The sequence below is a fragment of the Aneurinibacillus aneurinilyticus ATCC 12856 genome (assembly GCF_000466385.1).
Lineage (GTDB): Bacteria > Bacillota > Bacilli > Aneurinibacillales > Aneurinibacillaceae > Aneurinibacillus > Aneurinibacillus aneurinilyticus.
In genome coordinates, this window is sequence record NZ_KE952812.1 from 40,506 (window position 1) to 58,111 (window position 17,606).

The window sequence follows — 17,606 nt, forward strand, 5'->3', positions numbered from 1 at the left end:
GAAATTCGGAGCAGAAGAGAGAAGGAGTTGTGAGAAGGGTGCCAAACATGCGTGAACAAGCGTTGAAGTTGCACAAAGAAAGCCAGGGAAAAATTAAGGTAGAATCAAAGGTTGCATTAAACGATGCAACTGATCTAAGCCTCGCCTATTCACCTGGTGTAGCAGAGCCTTGCAAAGATATTTTTGACGATCGGCAAAAAGTTTATGACTATACGGCCAAAGGCAATATGGTGGCGGTCGTCTCCGATGGATCAGCCGTACTGGGATTGGGAAACATCGGTCCTGAGGGCGCGCTTCCCGTTATGGAAGGCAAAGCGGTTCTATTTAAATCGTTTGCCGGTGTCGATGCATTCCCAATCTGCCTTAATACGCAAGATCCAGAAGAAATTATCAAAACGGTGAAATATCTGGAACCTACGTTTGGCGGCATCAACTTAGAGGATATTGCAGCTCCGAATTGCTTTGAGATTGAAGAACGCTTGAAGAAAGAACTATCCATTCCAGTATTCCATGATGATCAGCATGGTACTGCCATTGTAACGGCTGCAGGACTTTTGAATGCTCTGAAAATCGTCGGCAAGAAAATGGAGGATATCTCTGTAGTGGCGAACGGGGCAGGGGCGGCAGGCATAGCGATTATTAAATTGCTGCTTCTAATGGGTGTCAAAGAAGTTATTATGTGTGATTCCAAAGGGGCTATCTATGAAGGGCGCCCATACGGAATGAATCCGATTAAAGAAGAAATTGCCCGTATTACCAATCAGCGCAAAGCAGAAGGTACGCTTGCGGATGTGCTTGCTGGTGCTGATGTTTTCATTGGTGTATCGGTTGCCGGCTCTCTGACACCGGATATGGTACAATCCATGAATGAGTCACCGATTATTTTCGCTATGGCTAATCCGATTCCGGAAATTATGCCGGAAGTTGCGAAAGAAGCGGGTGCGGCAATTATCGGTACGGGGCGTTCCGACTTCCCGAACCAGGTCAACAATGTGCTGGCATTTCCGGGAATTTTCCGCGGGGCACTTGAGGTTATGGCCACTGATATTAACGAAGAAATGAAGCTTGCGGCTGTAAAGGCCATTGCGGAACTCATCGGAGAGGATGAATTGAAACCGGATTATATTATTCCTTCGCCATTTGATCCGCGAGTAGCTCCACATGTTGCTGCTTTGGTCGCCAAGGCGGCTATGGATACAGGTATAGCGCGTAAAGAAATTAATCCAGAGCAAATTAAAACGTCCATGCTGGCTGCTGTAAAAATATAATTTTTACAGGGAAGTATACGGAGCAGGATTTGTTTTCCCATGTGCAGAAAAGGAGGAGTTCATCCTCCTTTTTTGCCGAGGAAAAATAAAAAGAGCAAGCAAGGTGAGAAATGTGTCAATTATGCCTGAGCAGCGCAAGGTCTATCAGGAAATTCTGCTGGAAATTAATCGAATCATTAAGGAAGACGGGTTAAAGCCGGGGGATAAACTGCCTTCAGAACGGGAGCTATCGGAACGTTTGCAGGTCGGACGTTCTTCCGTACGGGAGGCGCTGCGGGCGCTGGAACTTCTAGGACTTATCACAACGCGCCGGGGGGAAGGAACGTTTATCCAACATTACCGTCACAACCAGCTTATTAATCTCATCGGAGCGTACATTCTAAAGGATTACAAGACGCGAAATGATCTGGTGGAGATGAGGAAGATATTAGAAATTGATGCGGTGCGCCTCGCGTGCAAACGTGCACGTGATAAGCACTTTGCCGAGATGGAACGTATCATTCTTCAAGGGGAAGAACGCATCCGACAGGGACAGGTGCCTACAGAGGAAGATTATTTGTTCCACAGGGCGATTTGTCGTTCCAGCCGTAATTCGGTGTTGCATCGGATGTGGGTTCCGCTTGTTGAATACAGCAAGGCGATTCGGGAGAGCTCGCTTGCACGTGAAGGACGGGCAGAAGAAGGCTTCAAGGAGCATCGGGCGATTCTTGAAGCGATTCGGGCGGGAAATGAAGAAGAAGCTGTACGCCGCATGGCTCATCATTTAGAGAACAGTATTTTATATCCGCGCTAAATATGCTATATCGATAAGGCAAATTCTATAGAAAAAGGGTAGAATGATGATGAGCAACATATATTTGGTAAGGAGGATGAGCCGGAATGTGGACGGTCATCTATATCGCCCCGAGTGCAAAAATTGCGGAAAAAATTCAAGATAAGCTGACAGCCGAAGGGTTTCTCGTGAAACTTCGCCAGTCCGGTATATCCAAGCAGTATGAAATTCTCGTTCCGGCGGGAGAAGTGAATGAAGTTCAGGAAGTATTGAGCACAATTCTACATTGATGCGTTAGTTTTGAGAGAGGTGTATCGTGTTGTTAAAAGACATTTTCTATAAAAAAAGGCGTTATGCAACCGTACAAGCAGAGCAGGGGCAAGCTCAGGCAGAGAAGCCGACAGTAAAAGAAGTGCCGGAAGGACTGATGACAAAATGTCCAGAATGCGGCACGATTGCCTACGCCAAAGAGCTGGAAAAAAACTTGAAAGTATGTCAAGGATGCGGCCATCATTTCCCAATGACGGCATTTGAACGGATTGCCATGCTGGTAGATGAAGGGCGTTTCTTTGAGTATGACAGCGAACTTTTGTCTACAGATCCGTTGAATTTTCCAGATTATACGGCAAAGCTGGAAAAAGACATGGAGAAGTCCGGATTATCGGAAGCGGTCGTTACAGGAGAAGGAACCATCAAGGGATATCCAGCCATTATTGCTGTAATGGACTCTCGTTTCCGAATGGGAAGTATGGGCTCCGTTGTCGGGGAGAAAATTGCCCGTGCTATTGAACGAGCGATTGAAAAACGCTATCCGTTCATTCTGTTCTCCGCTTCCGGTGGCGCGCGGATGCAGGAAGGCGTATTGAGCCTTATGCAGATGGCGAAAACGAGCGCCGCACTTGCCAAGCTGGATGCAGCAAGGGGGTTATACATCTCTGTTATGACCAACCCTACGACCGGTGGCGTATCTGCCAGCTTTGCTTCGCTTGGTGACTATAATTTTGCCGAGCCTGGTGCATTAATCGGCTTTGCGGGACGGCGGATTATTATGCAGACTATTCGTCAGGAGCTGCCGGAAGATTTCCAGACAGCGGAATTTCTTCTGAAGAAAGGGCAACTTGATAGGGTCATTCCTCGTAAAGAATTGCGTGATACTCTTGTGACGATTCTTGATATGCATACGGAAAGGAGGGAAAACTAATGGCCGTAGAATTACCATTTGAGAAGCCGCTTCTGGAATTGGACGCAAAAATTGAAGAGCTACGCAAATTTACTCAAGAGAAGGATATCGATTTCACCGATGAAATTATAAAGCTGGAGGCAAGGGCTAAATCATTGGCTCAAGAGATATACGGGAACCTAACTCCATGGCAGCGTGTAATGCTGGCTCGGCACCCGGAACGTCCTACTACGCTTGATTTAATTGGCGAGTTATTTACCGACTTCATTGAGTTGCATGGGGATCGGCTTTATGGTGAAGACGCTGCAATTGTTGGCGGGATTGCCAAATTTAACGGACAGCCGGTTACAGTAGTGGGACACCAAAAAGGCCGGGATACAAAAGAGAACATCGCGCGTAACTTTGGCAGCCCTCATCCTGAAGGTTATCGGAAGGCGCTGCGCTTGATGCAGCAAGCGGACAAGTTTAACCGCCCGATCATCTGCTTCATCAATACGCAGGGAGCATACCCTGGCAAGGCAGCGGAGGAGCGTGGACAAAGTGAAGCTATTGCTCGTAATTTGCGTGAGATGGCTTCATTCGGAGTACCGATACTATGCGTTGTAACCGGAGAAGGTGGAAGCGGCGGTGCGATAGCACTCGGTGTGGGCAATCGTCTGTTGATGATGGAAAATGCCTTTTACTCTGTTATTTCACCGGAAGGGGCGGCGTCGATTCTGTGGAAGGATTCGACTCAGGCGCAGCGTGCTGCCGAGTCGATGAAAATCACGGCAAACGATTTGCATGAATTAGGTGTGGTGGATGAGATTGTACCTGAGCCGATTGGCGGTGCGCATCGCCATCTCAAGGAAACAGCGGCTTCTCTTCATGCAGCGCTGACAAGGCATTTGGCTGAATTGAAAGGCATGAGCCGGGAGGAATTGATTGAGGATCGCTATGAGAAGTACAAGGCGATAGGACAATATGCAGCTCTCACAGAATCTATCTAGGAGGTCCGCAAACGATGCGAAAAACGAAGATTGTATGTACGATTGGTCCTGCAAGCGAATCAGCTGAAACACTAAAGGCATTGATGGAAGCGGGGATGAATGTGGCCCGTTTGAATTTTTCTCACGGTTCGCATGAGGAGCATAGCGCGCGAATTGCCACGATTCGCCGGGCTGCTTCAGAACTTGGAAAGAACGTGGCAATTCTGCTGGATACGAAAGGACCTGAAATTCGTACGGGCGTATTAGAAAAGCCATCTGTAGAGCTTGTGGAAGGTCAGATAATCATATTGACCACAGAAGAAATCAAAGGCAACGAGAAGCGTGTGTCGGTAACATACGAAGGACTTCCACAAGATGTCCATTCAGGATGCACGATTCTCATTGATGATGGGTTAATCGAACTAACGGTTGAAAAGGTTGAAGGTACGGATATTTATTGCCGTATTCGCAATGGCGGAACACTAAAGGACAGAAAAGGGGTTAACGTACCGGGGGTGCAAATTGGACTTCCGGGCATTACGGAAAAAGATGCAAAGGACATCCAGTTCGGCATTGAGCAGGGAATCGATATCATCGCTGCCTCCTTCGTCCGTAAGGCTGAGGACGTGTTGGAAATCCGTGAAATTCTTGAACGACATAACGCCGATATTCACATCATCTCGAAAATTGAAAATCATGAGGGGGTAAATAATGCAGCAGATATTTTGGCTGTCTCCGATGGATTGATGGTGGCTCGAGGAGATCTTGGTGTAGAAATTCCGGCTGAAGAAGTGCCTCTTGTGCAAAAGGAATTGATTCGCCGTTGTAATGAAGTTGGCAAACCGGTTATTACTGCAACGCAAATGCTGGACTCTATGCAACGCAATCCCCGTCCTACCCGCGCAGAAGCGAGCGATGTCGCGAACGCGATTTTTGACGGAACGGATGCCATTATGCTGTCAGGGGAGACCGCGGCGGGTAAATATCCGGTAGAAGCCGTAGAAACAATGAAGCGGATTGCTGAGCGAACGGAAACGGCGCTTGCATACCGTGAGATTCTACATACGAATTCTGTTGCCAAGCAAACCGTCATTCCGGACGCACTTAGCCAGGCGGTAGCGAATGTAGCTTTTGACCTGGATGCACAGGCGATTATTACTGCGACCGAAAGTGGTCATACAGCCCGTATTGTATCTAAATTTCGCCCGAAAGCGCCAATTATTGCGGTGACACCGAACCTGCACATCTGCCGTAAGTTGGCGCTTGTTTGGGGCGTGATTCCGCTTCATAGCGAACCAACGGAAAGCACGGATGAGATGCTTGACAGCTCTGTGCGTACAGCTGTTCGTTCCGGTATTGTCAAACGTGGTGATCTGGTAGTTATTACGGCAGGTGTGCCGGTACGTGAACCTGGAACGACTAACTTGCTGAAAGTCCATATTGTAGGCGATGTAGTTGCACGCGGACAGGGGATCGGACATGGCACTGCTACAGGTAAAGTGCTTATAGCCAAAGACGGCACCGAGACTCCACCTGCGAAGGGAACGAATTTTATTGTAGTTGCCAAAGCTACAGATCGTGAAATGATGCCATTAATTCAAAAAGCGAGTGCACTCGTAGTTGAAGAAGGCGGATTGACATCCCATGCTGCAGTTGTCGGTTTGAATCTCGGTATTCCGGTTATTGTCGGTGTGGCGAATGCAGATCAACTGTTTGAAAATGGTGATGAAGTAACGGTTGACTCGTCCAGCGGATGCATTTATGCCGGTTTTGCCCGAATTTTATAAAGGTGGACAAACATGGAAGAAAAAGAGAAGTGGTTTGAGACAACTATACGGGTCCGTTATCAGGAGACGGATCAGATGCAGGTTGCCTATCATGCCAATTATCTGGTTTGGTTCGAAGTAGGGAGAACGGAGATGATTCGGCAGATGGGATTTTCTTATCGTCGGTTTGAAGATTTGGGATTCATGCTTCCTGTAACGGAAGCGAATGTAAAATATAAGCGTTCCGCCCGCTATGATGATGAAGTGCTCATTCGTACAAAAGTTAATCTTTGCGAAGGAGTTCGCCTGGTGCTTGGTTATGAAGCGCTGCGCCTGCCCGATTGTGAGCTGCTTGCTTCAGGAGAAACGCACCATGTATGGACATCGCTCAATTTGAAGCCGGTACGTTTGGAGAGGCGGGCTCCTGAATTGTATGCTCTGATGAAACAGTACGAAGGGTAGGAGAAAGGAGGAAGAAGACACCATGCGTGTGCTTATTATGCTTTTTCTGCTTGTGCCGATATTGGAAATTTGGTTTCTGGTGGCAGCAGGCAGAGGGATCGGATGGGGTCCGGCATTGTTGTTATGTGTTTTGACCGGAGTAATTGGAGCCTGGCTTGCCAAGAGAGAAGGTTTGCAAATTTTCCGGCTGGCACAGGTACAGCTGAGTCGTGGTGAATTGCCTGGAGAAGCAATTTTGGACGGTATATGCGTATTCATGGGAGGTCTTCTTCTTCTGGCACCCGGATTCCTTTCGGATATTGTCGGTTTTTTGCTATTAATCCCGTACACCAGAGGAATTGCCAAGCTGTTTATCAAGCGTTGGTTATACAAGCGAATACGAAACGGGCAGCTTAATATATTCACATTTAACCGATTTAATCGGTTTTAAGAGAAAGAGCGTATGATTGCCGTAATAGTAGTTGCGGTTTTTATACGCTTTTTTGTTTTTTACTATGAGAATGTTGAATAATAGGAAAAATAGGAATAGAATAGCATAAATACAGAAAGAGAAAGTTGAGGGGTGTAAATGAGAACTTTAGAGAGAATAAGCAAGTTTGTGGGCGATACATTTGCAATTTGGGTGTTGCTGTTTGCTGTTCTGGCATTTAGTATGCCTGACTCTTTCGCCTGGCTGGCGAAATATACTGTTCCATTGTTGGGAATCATTATGTTCGGTATGGGCCTTACTTTGTCAACAAATGATTTTAAGGAAGTGTTCCGACGTCCGAAAGATGTTTTGATCGGCGTTATCGGTCAATTTTTAATTATGCCACTACTTGCATTTGGATTAGCCAAGGGGCTGAATCTTCCGCCTGAAATAGCCGTTGGTGTTATCCTGGTCGGTTGTTGTCCGGGAGGTACCGCTTCAAACGTAATGACATATTTGGCCAAAGGTGATGTAGCGCTATCTGTAGCGATTACTTCGGTTACGACCGTACTTGCACCGGTAGTTACTCCCTTTTTAATTTTGCTGTTTGCTAGTGAATGGATTCCGGTAAATGCCGGTTCGCTGTTCTGGTCTATTATACAAATTGTTATTATACCTATTATACTTGGTTTCCTTGCTAAAACCTTATTCCAAAAGCCGGCAGAAGTAGGAGCGAAGGCACTGCCGCTGATCTCCGTTATCGCTATTATTGCCATCGTATGCGGAGTCGTAGCGAGCAGTCAGGAAAAAATAGCAACATCAGGGCTTCAGATTTTTGGTGTCGTTATCATACACAATGTATTAGGTCTTCTTATCGGATTTTTATTTGGCAAGATGCTTGGAATGGACATGGCTAAACGCAAAGCGGTATCCATTGAGGTGGGAATGCAGAATTCAGGGCTTGGGGTAGCGATTGCTACTGCGCATTTCTCCCCGTTATCCGCTGTGCCGAGCGCTATTTTTAGCGTGTGGCATAACATCTCCGGGCCGATTGCGGCTACGATTTTCAGCCGGATGAAAGGGCAGGAGGAAGACGGTGAGACAAAGCTGTCTCTTCCATCGAAAAATACGACAATCGAGAAATAATGCAAAAACGGAGCCAGACATTGTTTGGCTCCGTTTCTATTTAGTGGAAAAAGGACAAGCGAAGGCGTCCGCGAGCTTTTTTATGCAGGTGGTGTTCCTTTAATAAATAGCCATATGTCACGGAAGACGCCAGCGCCTTGCAGGGCATTGATGACGACAAGCAGGACGGGGCCTAGAATCAAGCCGAGAAAGCCAAACAGTTTAAGGCCTACGAATAGGGCGATTAACGTGAGCAACGGGTCAAGTCCCACGTTGTCAGCCACGATTTTGGGCTCCATTACTTGCCGCTGTACGATAACAATTGCATAGAGAATTCCAAGTCCAACGGCCAAGCGAATATCTCCATCAAAGAATGCGTATGCGATCCAGGGAACAAATACGGTACCAGTTCCAAGATACGGAAGCAAATCGACCAATCCGGTCAGAAGGCCGATGGAAACTGCATATGGTACACCGATAATGAAGAGGCCGATAATGACGATGACGGCGGTAATAGAGATTAATGTAAATTGTGCCTTAATAAAGCCAACAAGCGCTTTACGTAAATCTCCCGTTACTCGTGTGCTCCGTGTTATCAAATCTCCCGGGAGCATACTTTTTGTTTTGTGTGTAATTTTGTGGTAATCCTTGCTGATAAAAAAGGCTGACAATACCGAGATGACCAGAACGGTTGCGGTATTCGGAATGGAGCTGAGCAGGTTGCTGATTCCACCCAGAAAAGTTTTGGTAATATTCGTTCCGGCCTGTGCAATTTTAGTCATTGCCTGTCCAACATTTTGCTGTATTTTTTCCTTGTAGCTAGCATCAAGATTGCTGTATAGATTCATGAAGCGATCATATAGGCTGGATTGCAGGCTATGCGATATGGAGTTTCTAGCATAATTGGAAAGCTGATCGATATAGATGGGCAGCATTTCCAAAAGCTTACCGATTTCGATAATTACCTGCGCCACAAGTATGGTCGTAATTCCCAGGATAACCAGAATAACGATGGTCAGCACGCTCGTTACCGCCAGCCAGCGAGGCCAGCGACCTCGATGCTCCAGCAAATCCACAGGACGTTTAATTAAATATGCGATAATGAAACCGATGATAAACGGGTACAGTAAAGGGGTAAGGAAAAAAGTAAGTTTATACGCAATGTAAATGACCCCGATAACAAGCAGAAAACGCAGTACTTGGAACAATCGGTGGTAAAATAAAGTAGTGTTCATTTCGCTCTCCTTTAAAAATGATGGGTCCGGATTGGCACTTTCTTAATTATCATTTTTAGGTTATGATAATTGTGGACAAAAAAGCAAGATTTTGTGTACGTTGTGGGATATTTCACATTTTTTTTAAGAAACATTCACAAATCAGATGAAATATTCTATAATGATTTTAAACTAAAGAAGTGTCCTCTCTCTTTTTTTATGCCTTCAAGGGCTTCCCTGAAAAGAATGAGGACATCTTCGAAAGAACGTCCGACAGATAAATTTTAGGGATAAAGGAGAGATAGTACTATGTCAGCAAAAGGTTTAGAAGGTATTGTAGCTACTCAGTCTTCCATTAGTTCCATTATCGACGGAGTACTTACATATGCTGGTATTAACATTGATGAGCTTGCGGAAAACGCTTCATTTGAAGAAGTGGTATACTTGCTATGGCATGGACGCCTGCCAAAAGCTGATGAGCTGGCTCAGTTAAAGAAGGACCTGGCTGAAAACGCTACAATTCCAGAAGACGTAATCGCGCTTCTGAAGGCAAGCCCGGAAGGCAACCATCCGATGTCTGTTCTCCGCACTGCGATCTCTGCTCTGGCCCTGTACGATCCCGAGGCGCAAGATATGACCAGAGAAGCGAACCTGCGTAAAGCAACACGCTTGCAAGCAAAAGTAGCGACAGTTATTGCTGCTTACCATCGTCTTCGCCAAGGCAAAGAAATCGTGGCTCCACGTCCGGATTTCTGTTTGGCGCAAAACTTCTTATACATGTTGAACGGAGAAGAGCCGAATCAAATCGCAATTGATGCGCTCGATACTGCACTTGTTCTGCATGCTGACCACGAATTGAACGCCTCTACGTTCGCAGCCCGTGTTACGGTCGCTACCCTGTCCGACATCTATTCTGGTATTACTTCCGCCATTGGCGCTCTGAAAGGACCGTTACATGGAGGAGCAAATGAAGCTGTAATGGCGATGCTTGAAGATATTAAAGATCCAGAACAAGCGGAGAGCTATGTTCGTGAGAAGCTGGCACAAAAAGTGAAAATTATGGGCTTTGGCCACCGTGTATACAAAGATGGGGATCCTCGTGCGAAACATTTGCGTAAAATGTCCGAGAAGCTGACAGGTATTACTGGACAGCCGCAATGGTACGAAATGTCCGTGAAAATTGATGAACTGGTAACTTCGGAAAAAGGCTTGAAGCCAAATGTAGACTTCTACTCCGCTTCCGTATACCATAGTCTGGGGATTCCTCGCGATTTGTTTACGCCGATTTTTGCCATTAGCCGTATGGCTGGGTGGACAGCACATATTCTGGAGCAATACGAAAATAACCGTCTTATTCGTCCGCGTGCCGAATATGTCGGTCCAGTGAACGCTCACTACGTTCCACTTGACGAACGTTAAAACATAAACAAATTTTAGGCAGGGGGTTACGAAAGTACCCCTTTCCTATCTTTTATTCATATTGCGTAATCGGGGAAAAACCCGATAAGCTGTAATACATATCTTGGGAGGGTTATAACGTGTCTATTTTCGAAAAGTATGAAATGCCTGCACACGGGGAGAAAATCACGGTTGACAGCACGGGAACGCTCAATGTTCCGAACAATCCCATCGTCCCTTATATCGAAGGGGACGGCACCGGTCCTGATATCTGGAATGCATCTGTTCGCGTTCTGGATGCGGCTGTAGAGAAAGCATACAATGGCGAGAAGAAAATCGCATGGTATGAAGTGTATGCCGGCGAGAAATCTTTCAATAAGTATGGCGAATGGCTTCCGAAAGACACACTGACAGCAATCAATGAATACCTGGTAGCAATTAAAGGCCCTCTGACTACACCTGTTGGCGGCGGAATCCGTTCTATCAACGTAGCGCTGCGCCAGGAACTTGACTTATATGCATGCGTAAGACCTGTACAGTATTTCCAGGGTGTACCTTCTCCTGTTAAGCATCCTGAACTGACAAATATGGTTATTTTCCGTGAAAACACGGAAGATATTTATGCTGGCATCGAATGGCAAGAAGGTAGCGATGAGGTGAAGAAAGTCGTTTCTTTCCTGCAAAATGAAATGGGCGTGCATAAAATACGTTTCCCTGAAACATCTGGTATCGGTATCAAACCGGTTTCCAAAGAAGGGACAAGCCGTCTTGTTCGCGCTGCTATTCAATATGCGCTTGATAACAACCGCAAGAGCGTAACGCTTGTACACAAAGGAAACATCATGAAATTTACAGAAGGTGCTTTCAAAAACTGGGGTTACGAAGTGGCGGAAAAAGAATTTGGCGATAAAGTATTCACTTGGGCACAATATGACCGTATTGTAGAAGAGCAAGGTAAAGACGCGGCAAACAGAGTACAGGCAGAAGCAGAAGAAGCGGGCAAGCTTATCGTAAAAGATTCCATTGCTGATGCATTCTTGCAACAAATCCTGACTCGTCCTGCTGAATACGATGTGGTAGCTACGTTGAACCTGAACGGAGACTATGTTTCCGATGCACTTGCTGCACAGGTTGGCGGCATCGGCATTGCACCGGGTGCAAACATCAACTATGTAACCGGTCGCGCTATTTTCGAAGCAACACATGGAACGGCTCCGAAGTATGCAGGGCTGGACAAAGTAAATCCTTCTTCTGTTATCTTATCAGGCGAAATGCTGCTCCGCCATCTGGGATGGTCAGAAGCAGCCGACTTAATCTTGAACTCTATCGAGAAAACCATCGCTTCTAAGGAAGTGACGTATGATTTTGCACGTTTGATGGAAGGTGCAAAAGAGCTGAAGTGCTCTGAGTTCGGCGATGCATTGATTAAAAATATGTAAGATAGATGTATGTTTTTACGGGGCAACGTATACACAGCAGGAAGCTGGGGTACGTTTCCCCTTACTTATGTGATTTAACATGTTCTTATATGTTAAATCACATATATAAAACTTATTTAACCAGGAGGGAACCTTTATGTCTTTTAATCGTAAAAAAATTGCTGTTATCGGTTCTGGATTTACTGGAGCTACCACTGCATTCCTTCTTGCACAAAAAGAGCTGGGTGACGTTGTACTTGTTGATATCCCACAAATGGAAAACCCAACAAAAGGTAAAGCGCTGGATATGGCAGAAGCTGGTCCGGTACAAGGCTTTGATGCCAGTGTAATCGGTACATCCAACTACGAAGATATTAAAGGCGCCGACCTTGTTATCGTAACAGCAGGTATTGCACGTAAACCAGGAATGAGTCGTGACGACCTTGTTAACACAAATGCAGGCATCATGAAAGCTGTTGGTGAGCAAATCAAAACATATGCACCGAACAGTACGCTTCTTGTGTTGTCTAACCCGGTAGATGCAATGACATATACACTTTTCAAGACAACAGGTTTCCCGAAAAACCGTGTAATCGGTCAGTCTGGTGTGCTCGATACCGCACGTTTCCGTACATTCGTAGCAATGGAATTAAACATGTCCGTGAAAGACGTAACAGGCTTTGTGCTTGGTGGTCATGGCGATACGATGGTTCCGCTTGTTCGTTACTCCTATGCAGGCGGTATTCCGCTTGAAACACTTATTCCAAAAGAGCGTTTAGATGAAATCGTAGATCGTACACGCAATGGCGGTGCAGAAATCGTTAACCTGCTGGGTAACGGTTCAGCTTACTATGCACCGGCTGCTTCTCTGGTGGAAATGGCGGAAGCTATCTTGAAAGACCAGAAGCGCATCATTCCTTCTATTGCATACCTGGAAGGCGAATATGGCTACAACGATCTATACCTTGGTGTGCCGACTTTGCTTGGTAAAGACGGTATTGAGAAAGTATTTGAACTCGAACTTACGAATGAAGAAAAGGCGCAGCTGGATAAATCAGCGGATGCAGTTCGTAGCGTAATGGATGTATTGAAAGCTAACTAAATAGTATGAATTAAGCTTTTATAAGAGTTAGAGTCCGGTGTATTATATCCGGACTCTTTTTTGTTGGACATATCTAGGGTGTAATAAGAGGGGGCACTATTTAAAAAAAGGATGGTTATGTTCCTCTTCTTGCTTCTTATTTTTCCTATGGGGTATGATAGCTTTGGAGGGATATAGTTATGCTAAACAAAAAAATATGCACAGCCTTGTTATTTGTAGCTGTATTGTTACTGCTTGGGGGATGTTCGGCCAGCCAGGAGGATTTAGATTATTATCAGAAGGAATTCTTACAAAAGTCGAGCGCTGCTTTTGAGGCGATCGATAATTCAAGCAAGGTGCTCGCAGATGTGAGAGGCGAAGCGTCTAAAGGCATGAAGCGAACAAAAATTATGAATGCAGTAGATCAAGGAAAAACGGCGCTTCAATCCATGCATGATGACCTGTTCAACTCCCCTGTACCGAAAGAGATGGAAGAGACAAAAGAAACACTGCTTCTGGGAATTAAAAAAAGAATCGAAGCGCATGATGAATTATTTAAGTTTTATGACTTGCAGGACAAAAAATTTGAGCAAAAAGCCGAACAACTATTGAAAGAGTCGAATGATTTGGTGCAGCAGTCGAAAGCAGAGTCGCAAAAATTTAAGAAATAAGGGTGTAGAGAGTGAAAAAAATTCTGGTAGTAGATGATGAGCAGTCAATTGTTACCTTATTGGAGTTTAATCTGCAAAAAGCAGGGTTTGAGGTAATAAAAACAGGGGATGGTCCGACAGCAGTTACATTGGCTGAAACAGAAAAACCGGATTTAATTGTGCTTGATATTATGCTCCCAGGCATGGACGGTATGGAAGTGTGCAAGAAATTACGAATGGAAAAAATCAATACACCGATTTTGATGCTGACAGCTAAGGACGAAGAATTCGATAAAATTCTTGGACTGGAGCTGGGCGCGGATGATTATATGACCAAGCCGTTTAGTCCGCGTGAAGTGGTAGCCCGCGTTAAAGCAATTTTGCGGCGGAGCGGACAGCAGCAAGAGCCGAAATCAGCAGGGGCATCGGATGAACAAGTGATTACGATTGGTCAACTTGTCATTTATCCAGAGAAATATGAAGTAGTTTTTAGCGGAAATAAACTTGAATTGACACCGAAAGAATTCGAATTACTTCAATATATGGCGAGTCATCCGGGCCGTGTAATGACGAGAGATCAACTGTTGAACGCTGTGTGGAATTATGATTTTGTAGGAGATTCACGCATTGTGGATGTTCATATTAGCCACTTGCGAGAAAAAATTGAAGAGGATACGAAACAGCCCAAATACATTAAGACTGTGCGTGGATTGGGTTATAAACTAGAGGGATAAGATGCAGAGGTTTCGAATTCGGCTTAATTTTATTTTCGTGCTTATTATTGGTGTACTGCTTCTGCTATTGGGCTTGTATTTTGCGAAGATGCTGCAAAATACGTACATCGATGTACTGGAAGAAAGACTCATAAAAGAAGCACGGATTATTTCTGATGATGTATTGTACGGTCACCTAATAGACAAGACAGATATTCTTCAGCAGCGCATGAAACGTTTTTCCGAGGAAATCGGGGCACGTATTACCGTCATGGATCATCAAGGAAAAGTGATAGCCGATACGGAGCATGATCCAAAAACGCTGCCGAATCACGCAAATCGGCCAGAAATTCGAGCAGCACTTCAGAGCGGGGAAGGGCAGTCGATCAGGCATAGCAATACGTTGAATTATGACATGCTTTATGTAGCTGTTCCGCTAAAAAGGGAAGGAAACATAGAAGGGGTTGTACGTGTATCCATTACTATTACACGAGTGCAGGAGACAGTACGAAATTTGTGGGTAAGTCTTGGCGGCGTATTAGTGCTGATGCTTTTGCTATTTGGATTTATCAGTACTCGTATTACGAAGAGCATCACACAGCCGATCGAAGAAATAACCCGTGTAGCACGGAGAATTACGAAAAAGGAATTTAAAAACCGAATCCGAACGAATGTAAAAGGTGAAATCGGCCAACTGGCTCAGGCGATTAATTATATGGCGGTCAGTCTCGAACAACAGATGTCGGCTATTCAGGAGAATGAGAAGCGGCTGGAGAGTATACTTAACAATATGTTCAGTGGAATGATTCTTATCAGCGATTCACGTCGAATTGTGATGATGAATGCAGCGGCGGAGAAACTACTTGGTTATGAAGCTAAAAATTTCATGGGACATCTTCATACGGAAATCGGAAAAAGCTCAGGATTAAGCCTGATCATTGACCGCTGCCTGGAGACGGGAGAGAAAATTCGCGAGGAAATTCATGTGTATTATCCTGAAGAACATATTATTGATGCGAATCTTGGGGCGTATACGAACGAAGATGGCGAGATTAAAGGGGTTATCGTGCTGTTGCACGACATTACGGCTATTCGCCGTCTTGAGAAAATGCGCAGCGAATTCGTAGCAAATGTATCTCATGAATTGAAAACCCCCATCACATCCATTAAAGGATTTACGGAAACGCTGCTTGACGGGGCGTTGGAAGATGCAGAGATTAGCCGCTCGTTTCTGACGATTATTAATGAGGAAAGCGACCGGTTAAACAGGCTTATTACCGATATTCTCGATCTCTCAAAAATTGAGCAAAAAAGAATGCCATTAAAGGTAGAAGAAATTAACCTGGACAAGTTGATTAAAGAAACCGTGCGCATCATTCGAGAAGAAGCACGGGCCAAAAACATCGCGATTTACCTCCCGACAGAGAAAAACCTAATCATCGAAGGCGACAAGGATCGGATACAGCAAATTATATTGAATCTGGTCAGCAATGCGATTAATTATACGCCGGATAATGGAGAGGTTACGATTACGCTGCAAGAGCGAGACTCAAAAAGCATTGAGATGAAAATAGCTGATACAGGCATTGGCATTCCGCCAGAGCATATCTCGCGTATTTTTGAGCGCTTCTATCGAGTTGACAAGGCACGGTCGCGGGAATCCGGCGGTACTGGACTTGGTCTGGCGATTGTCAAACATCTAATTGATTCGCACCATGGTATGATTCATGTAGAGAGCGAAGAAGGCCGCGGTACAACGTTCACCGTGATTTTGCCGCGGCGTCAGGTTGATCATTTTTCGAACTAGGCTTCGTTTGGTCTGAACGATTGAAGTGCATAAACAAATAAATGCCGCATAAAATGACAGCCGTGCCAATCACCTGGACGGCTGTCACTTTTTCTCTGAGAATAAAATAGGCAAGAATGGCAGCGCCGATAGGCTCTCCGAGGCCAGTAACCAGTAACTGTAGCTGCTCCGAGCAGAGTGAGGATATCACCAAGTAATGCCGTGCCGCCGATGCGAAAGTCGCTCCAGCCGATAAATACGCTGCCTGCGATCGCGAGCAGACTTCCGACGATTCCGGCAAGTACTAGTCTCGCAACGGGATGAGTCGGATTTCTCGTAGAAACGAATGGAAGCATAAGCAGTATCGTAAACAAGAGACGATATGTAGCGATAATGGATGCTGGTGCGTCTGATAGCTTCACGAGTATGGCTGACGTAGAAACAGCCAGCGTAGCGATGAAAAAATGAAAAAAGGAAACTTTTTTGCGTTCTAATCCGTATTACTTAGCAAGAAGATTACAAAAGGGGGAAACAACATGGGAGAAAAAGTTGTGAAGATGGGCGGTCCGAACATGAACATGGGGAAAGTTCTCAAGTTCGTTATTCCTATTATCATTCTTGTTATTCTTGCATTTGAATCATTGACGGTTGTGCAGGCCGGTCATCGCGGGATCATCGTACAGCTTGGTGCAGTCAAGCCTACAGTATTAGGAGAGGGAATGCATTTTAAAATTCCGTTTATCCAGGATATTGTACAAGTAGAGGTACGGGTCCAAAAGGCGGAGAGCAGTGCATCAGCGGCATCTAAAGATCTACAGGTGGTAACAACCAATATGGCGGTTAACTTCCATATGGACCCGGCTAGCGTTAATAAGCTTTATCAAACTGTAGGTATGGATTATAAAGGAAGAATCGTTGATCCGGCAATTGGAGAATCCTTAAAGGCAGTAGTAGCACGTTATACTGCGGAGCAATTAATCTCCAAGCGTTCTGAAGTCAGCCTACAGGTAAAAGAACTTCTTTCTAAAAAGCTGAGTACGTATAATATGATGCTTGATGAGATTAACATTACAGAATTTAAGTTCAGCGATGAATTCAACCGTGCAATTGAGCAGAAGCAAATTGCAGAACAGCAGGCGCTTAAATCCAAGCTTGACCTTGATAGAATCAAAATTGAGAAAGAGCAAACGATTACAAGAGCACAGGCTACCGCTGAATCATTGCGCTTGCAAAGAGAAAATGTTACACCTGAACTTGTAAGAATGCGCGAAATTGAAGTACAGCAGCAGGCAATTGAGAAGTGGGACGGTAAACTACCGAGCACAACAGGTGGCGCGATTCCATTCCTCAATGTTCAGAAGTAACACGTATGAGAATAAGGCAATACAGATAACAT

18 protein-coding genes are annotated in these 17,606 nt (G+C 45.2%); 16 read left to right on the plus strand and 2 right to left on the minus strand.

Annotated features, from left to right (window positions below; all coding sequences use genetic code 11):
• Positions 1-47 precede the first annotated feature (47 nt).
• From ystJ to HMPREF0083_RS14665, 9 genes are all read left to right on the plus strand, one after another.
• Positions 48-1,268, plus strand: coding sequence for an NADP-dependent malic enzyme (gene ystJ / locus HMPREF0083_RS14625; RefSeq protein ID WP_021622271.1), 1,221 nt, complete (start codon positions 48-50; stop codon positions 1,266-1,268).
• A gap of 121 nt (positions 1,269-1,389) precedes the next feature.
• Positions 1,390-2,061, plus strand: coding sequence for a FadR/GntR family transcriptional regulator (locus HMPREF0083_RS14630; RefSeq protein WP_021622272.1), 672 nt, complete (start codon positions 1,390-1,392; stop codon positions 2,059-2,061).
• A gap of 86 nt (positions 2,062-2,147) precedes the next feature.
• Positions 2,148-2,330: a hypothetical protein gene (locus HMPREF0083_RS14635; RefSeq protein ID WP_021622273.1), complete on the plus strand. Its 183-nt coding sequence runs from the start codon at positions 2,148-2,150 to the stop codon at positions 2,328-2,330.
• A 29-nt stretch (positions 2,331-2,359) separates the two neighbouring features.
• Positions 2,360-3,241: an acetyl-CoA carboxylase, carboxyltransferase subunit beta gene (gene accD, locus HMPREF0083_RS14640; RefSeq protein WP_040302921.1), complete on the plus strand. Its 882-nt coding sequence runs from the start codon at positions 2,360-2,362 to the stop codon at positions 3,239-3,241.
• Positions 3,241-4,209, plus strand: a complete 969-nt coding sequence (locus HMPREF0083_RS14645) for an acetyl-CoA carboxylase carboxyltransferase subunit alpha (protein WP_021622275.1) — start codon at positions 3,241-3,243, stop codon at positions 4,207-4,209. Before accD ends, HMPREF0083_RS14645 begins: the two co-directional genes overlap by 1 nt.
• A gap of 14 nt (positions 4,210-4,223) precedes the next feature.
• Positions 4,224-5,975: a pyruvate kinase gene (gene pyk, locus HMPREF0083_RS14650; protein ID WP_021622276.1), complete on the plus strand. Its 1,752-nt coding sequence runs from the start codon at positions 4,224-4,226 to the stop codon at positions 5,973-5,975.
• A gap of 12 nt (positions 5,976-5,987) precedes the next feature.
• The gene (locus HMPREF0083_RS14655; protein WP_021622277.1) at positions 5,988-6,416 is read left to right on the plus strand and encodes an acyl-CoA thioesterase; all 429 of its coding nucleotides are present in this window, start codon (positions 5,988-5,990) and stop codon (positions 6,414-6,416) included.
• Positions 6,417-6,438: 22 nt separating this feature from the next.
• Entirely contained in the window at positions 6,439-6,846 is a 408-nt protein-coding gene (locus HMPREF0083_RS14660; RefSeq protein WP_021622278.1) for an FxsA family protein, read from the plus strand.
• Between the two features lie 138 nt (positions 6,847-6,984).
• Positions 6,985-7,971, plus strand: a complete 987-nt coding sequence (locus HMPREF0083_RS14665; RefSeq protein WP_021622279.1) for a bile acid:sodium symporter family protein — start codon at positions 6,985-6,987, stop codon at positions 7,969-7,971.
• 80 nt (positions 7,972-8,051) lie between these two features.
• Here HMPREF0083_RS14665 and ytvI read toward each other — a convergent pair whose 3' ends face one another.
• Positions 8,052-9,185 (minus strand): sporulation integral membrane protein YtvI, encoded by a 1,134-nt coding sequence (gene ytvI, locus HMPREF0083_RS14670; protein ID WP_021622280.1) that lies wholly within the window; start codon positions 9,183-9,185, stop codon positions 8,052-8,054.
• 288 nt (positions 9,186-9,473) lie between these two features.
• Between ytvI and citZ the strand changes: the two genes are divergently transcribed.
• From citZ to pnpS, 6 genes are all read left to right on the plus strand, one after another.
• A complete protein-coding gene (citZ, locus tag HMPREF0083_RS14675; protein WP_021622282.1) occupies positions 9,474-10,583 on the plus strand; it encodes a citrate synthase in 1,110 nt (369 codons plus the stop codon).
• Positions 10,584-10,726: 143 nt separating this feature from the next.
• Positions 10,727-12,001, plus strand: a complete 1,275-nt coding sequence (gene icd / locus HMPREF0083_RS14680) for an NADP-dependent isocitrate dehydrogenase (protein ID WP_148315979.1) — start codon at positions 10,727-10,729, stop codon at positions 11,999-12,001.
• 136 nt (positions 12,002-12,137) lie between these two features.
• Complete coding sequence (mdh, locus tag HMPREF0083_RS14685; protein WP_021622284.1) at positions 12,138-13,082, plus strand: malate dehydrogenase; 945 nt, start codon at positions 12,138-12,140, stop codon at positions 13,080-13,082.
• A gap of 179 nt (positions 13,083-13,261) precedes the next feature.
• Positions 13,262-13,732: a hypothetical protein gene (locus tag HMPREF0083_RS14690; RefSeq protein WP_021622285.1), complete on the plus strand. Its 471-nt coding sequence runs from the start codon at positions 13,262-13,264 to the stop codon at positions 13,730-13,732.
• An 11-nt stretch (positions 13,733-13,743) separates the two neighbouring features.
• Positions 13,744-14,445, plus strand: a complete 702-nt coding sequence (locus tag HMPREF0083_RS14695) for a response regulator transcription factor (protein WP_021622286.1) — start codon at positions 13,744-13,746, stop codon at positions 14,443-14,445.
• A 1-nt stretch (position 14,446) separates the two neighbouring features.
• Positions 14,447-16,231: a two-component system histidine kinase PnpS gene (gene pnpS, locus HMPREF0083_RS14700; RefSeq protein WP_021622287.1), complete on the plus strand. Its 1,785-nt coding sequence runs from the start codon at positions 14,447-14,449 to the stop codon at positions 16,229-16,231.
• Here pnpS and HMPREF0083_RS30155 read toward each other — a convergent pair.
• On the minus strand, positions 16,185-16,421 hold the full coding sequence (locus tag HMPREF0083_RS30155) for an EamA family transporter (protein ID WP_378431428.1): 237 nt from the start codon (positions 16,419-16,421) through the stop codon (positions 16,185-16,187). The genes pnpS and HMPREF0083_RS30155 overlap by 47 nt on opposite strands.
• A 325-nt stretch (positions 16,422-16,746) precedes the next feature.
• Here HMPREF0083_RS30155 and HMPREF0083_RS14705 point away from each other — a divergent pair, with 325 nt between their 5' ends.
• Complete coding sequence (locus HMPREF0083_RS14705) at positions 16,747-17,574, plus strand: prohibitin family protein (RefSeq protein ID WP_021622289.1); 828 nt, start codon at positions 16,747-16,749, stop codon at positions 17,572-17,574.
• Positions 17,575-17,606 lie beyond the last annotated feature (32 nt).

Coding starts and splice junctions, on each gene's coding strand:
- ystJ (WP_021622271.1), top strand. CDS start 48: ATGCGTGAACAAGCGTTGAAGTTGCACAAAGAAAGCCAGGGAAAAATT.
- HMPREF0083_RS14630 (WP_021622272.1), top strand. CDS start 1,390: ATGCCTGAGCAGCGCAAGGTCTATCAGGAAATTCTGCTGGAAATTAAT.
- HMPREF0083_RS14635 (WP_021622273.1), top strand. CDS start 2,148: ATGTGGACGGTCATCTATATCGCCCCGAGTGCAAAAATTGCGGAAAAA.
- HMPREF0083_RS14645 (WP_021622275.1), top strand. CDS start 3,241: ATGGCCGTAGAATTACCATTTGAGAAGCCGCTTCTGGAATTGGACGCA.
- pyk (WP_021622276.1), top strand. CDS start 4,224: ATGCGAAAAACGAAGATTGTATGTACGATTGGTCCTGCAAGCGAATCA.
- HMPREF0083_RS14655 (WP_021622277.1), top strand. CDS start 5,988: ATGGAAGAAAAAGAGAAGTGGTTTGAGACAACTATACGGGTCCGTTAT.
- HMPREF0083_RS14660 (WP_021622278.1), top strand. CDS start 6,439: ATGCGTGTGCTTATTATGCTTTTTCTGCTTGTGCCGATATTGGAAATT.
- HMPREF0083_RS14665 (WP_021622279.1), top strand. CDS start 6,985: ATGAGAACTTTAGAGAGAATAAGCAAGTTTGTGGGCGATACATTTGCA.
- ytvI (WP_021622280.1), bottom strand. CDS start 9,185: ATGAACACTACTTTATTTTACCACCGATTGTTCCAAGTACTGCGTTTT.
- citZ (WP_021622282.1), top strand. CDS start 9,474: ATGTCAGCAAAAGGTTTAGAAGGTATTGTAGCTACTCAGTCTTCCATT.
- icd (WP_148315979.1), top strand. CDS start 10,727: ATGCCTGCACACGGGGAGAAAATCACGGTTGACAGCACGGGAACGCTC.
- mdh (WP_021622284.1), top strand. CDS start 12,138: ATGTCTTTTAATCGTAAAAAAATTGCTGTTATCGGTTCTGGATTTACT.
- HMPREF0083_RS14690 (WP_021622285.1), top strand. CDS start 13,262: ATGCTAAACAAAAAAATATGCACAGCCTTGTTATTTGTAGCTGTATTG.
- pnpS (WP_021622287.1), top strand. CDS start 14,447: ATGCAGAGGTTTCGAATTCGGCTTAATTTTATTTTCGTGCTTATTATT.
- HMPREF0083_RS14705 (WP_021622289.1), top strand. CDS start 16,747: ATGGGAGAAAAAGTTGTGAAGATGGGCGGTCCGAACATGAACATGGGG.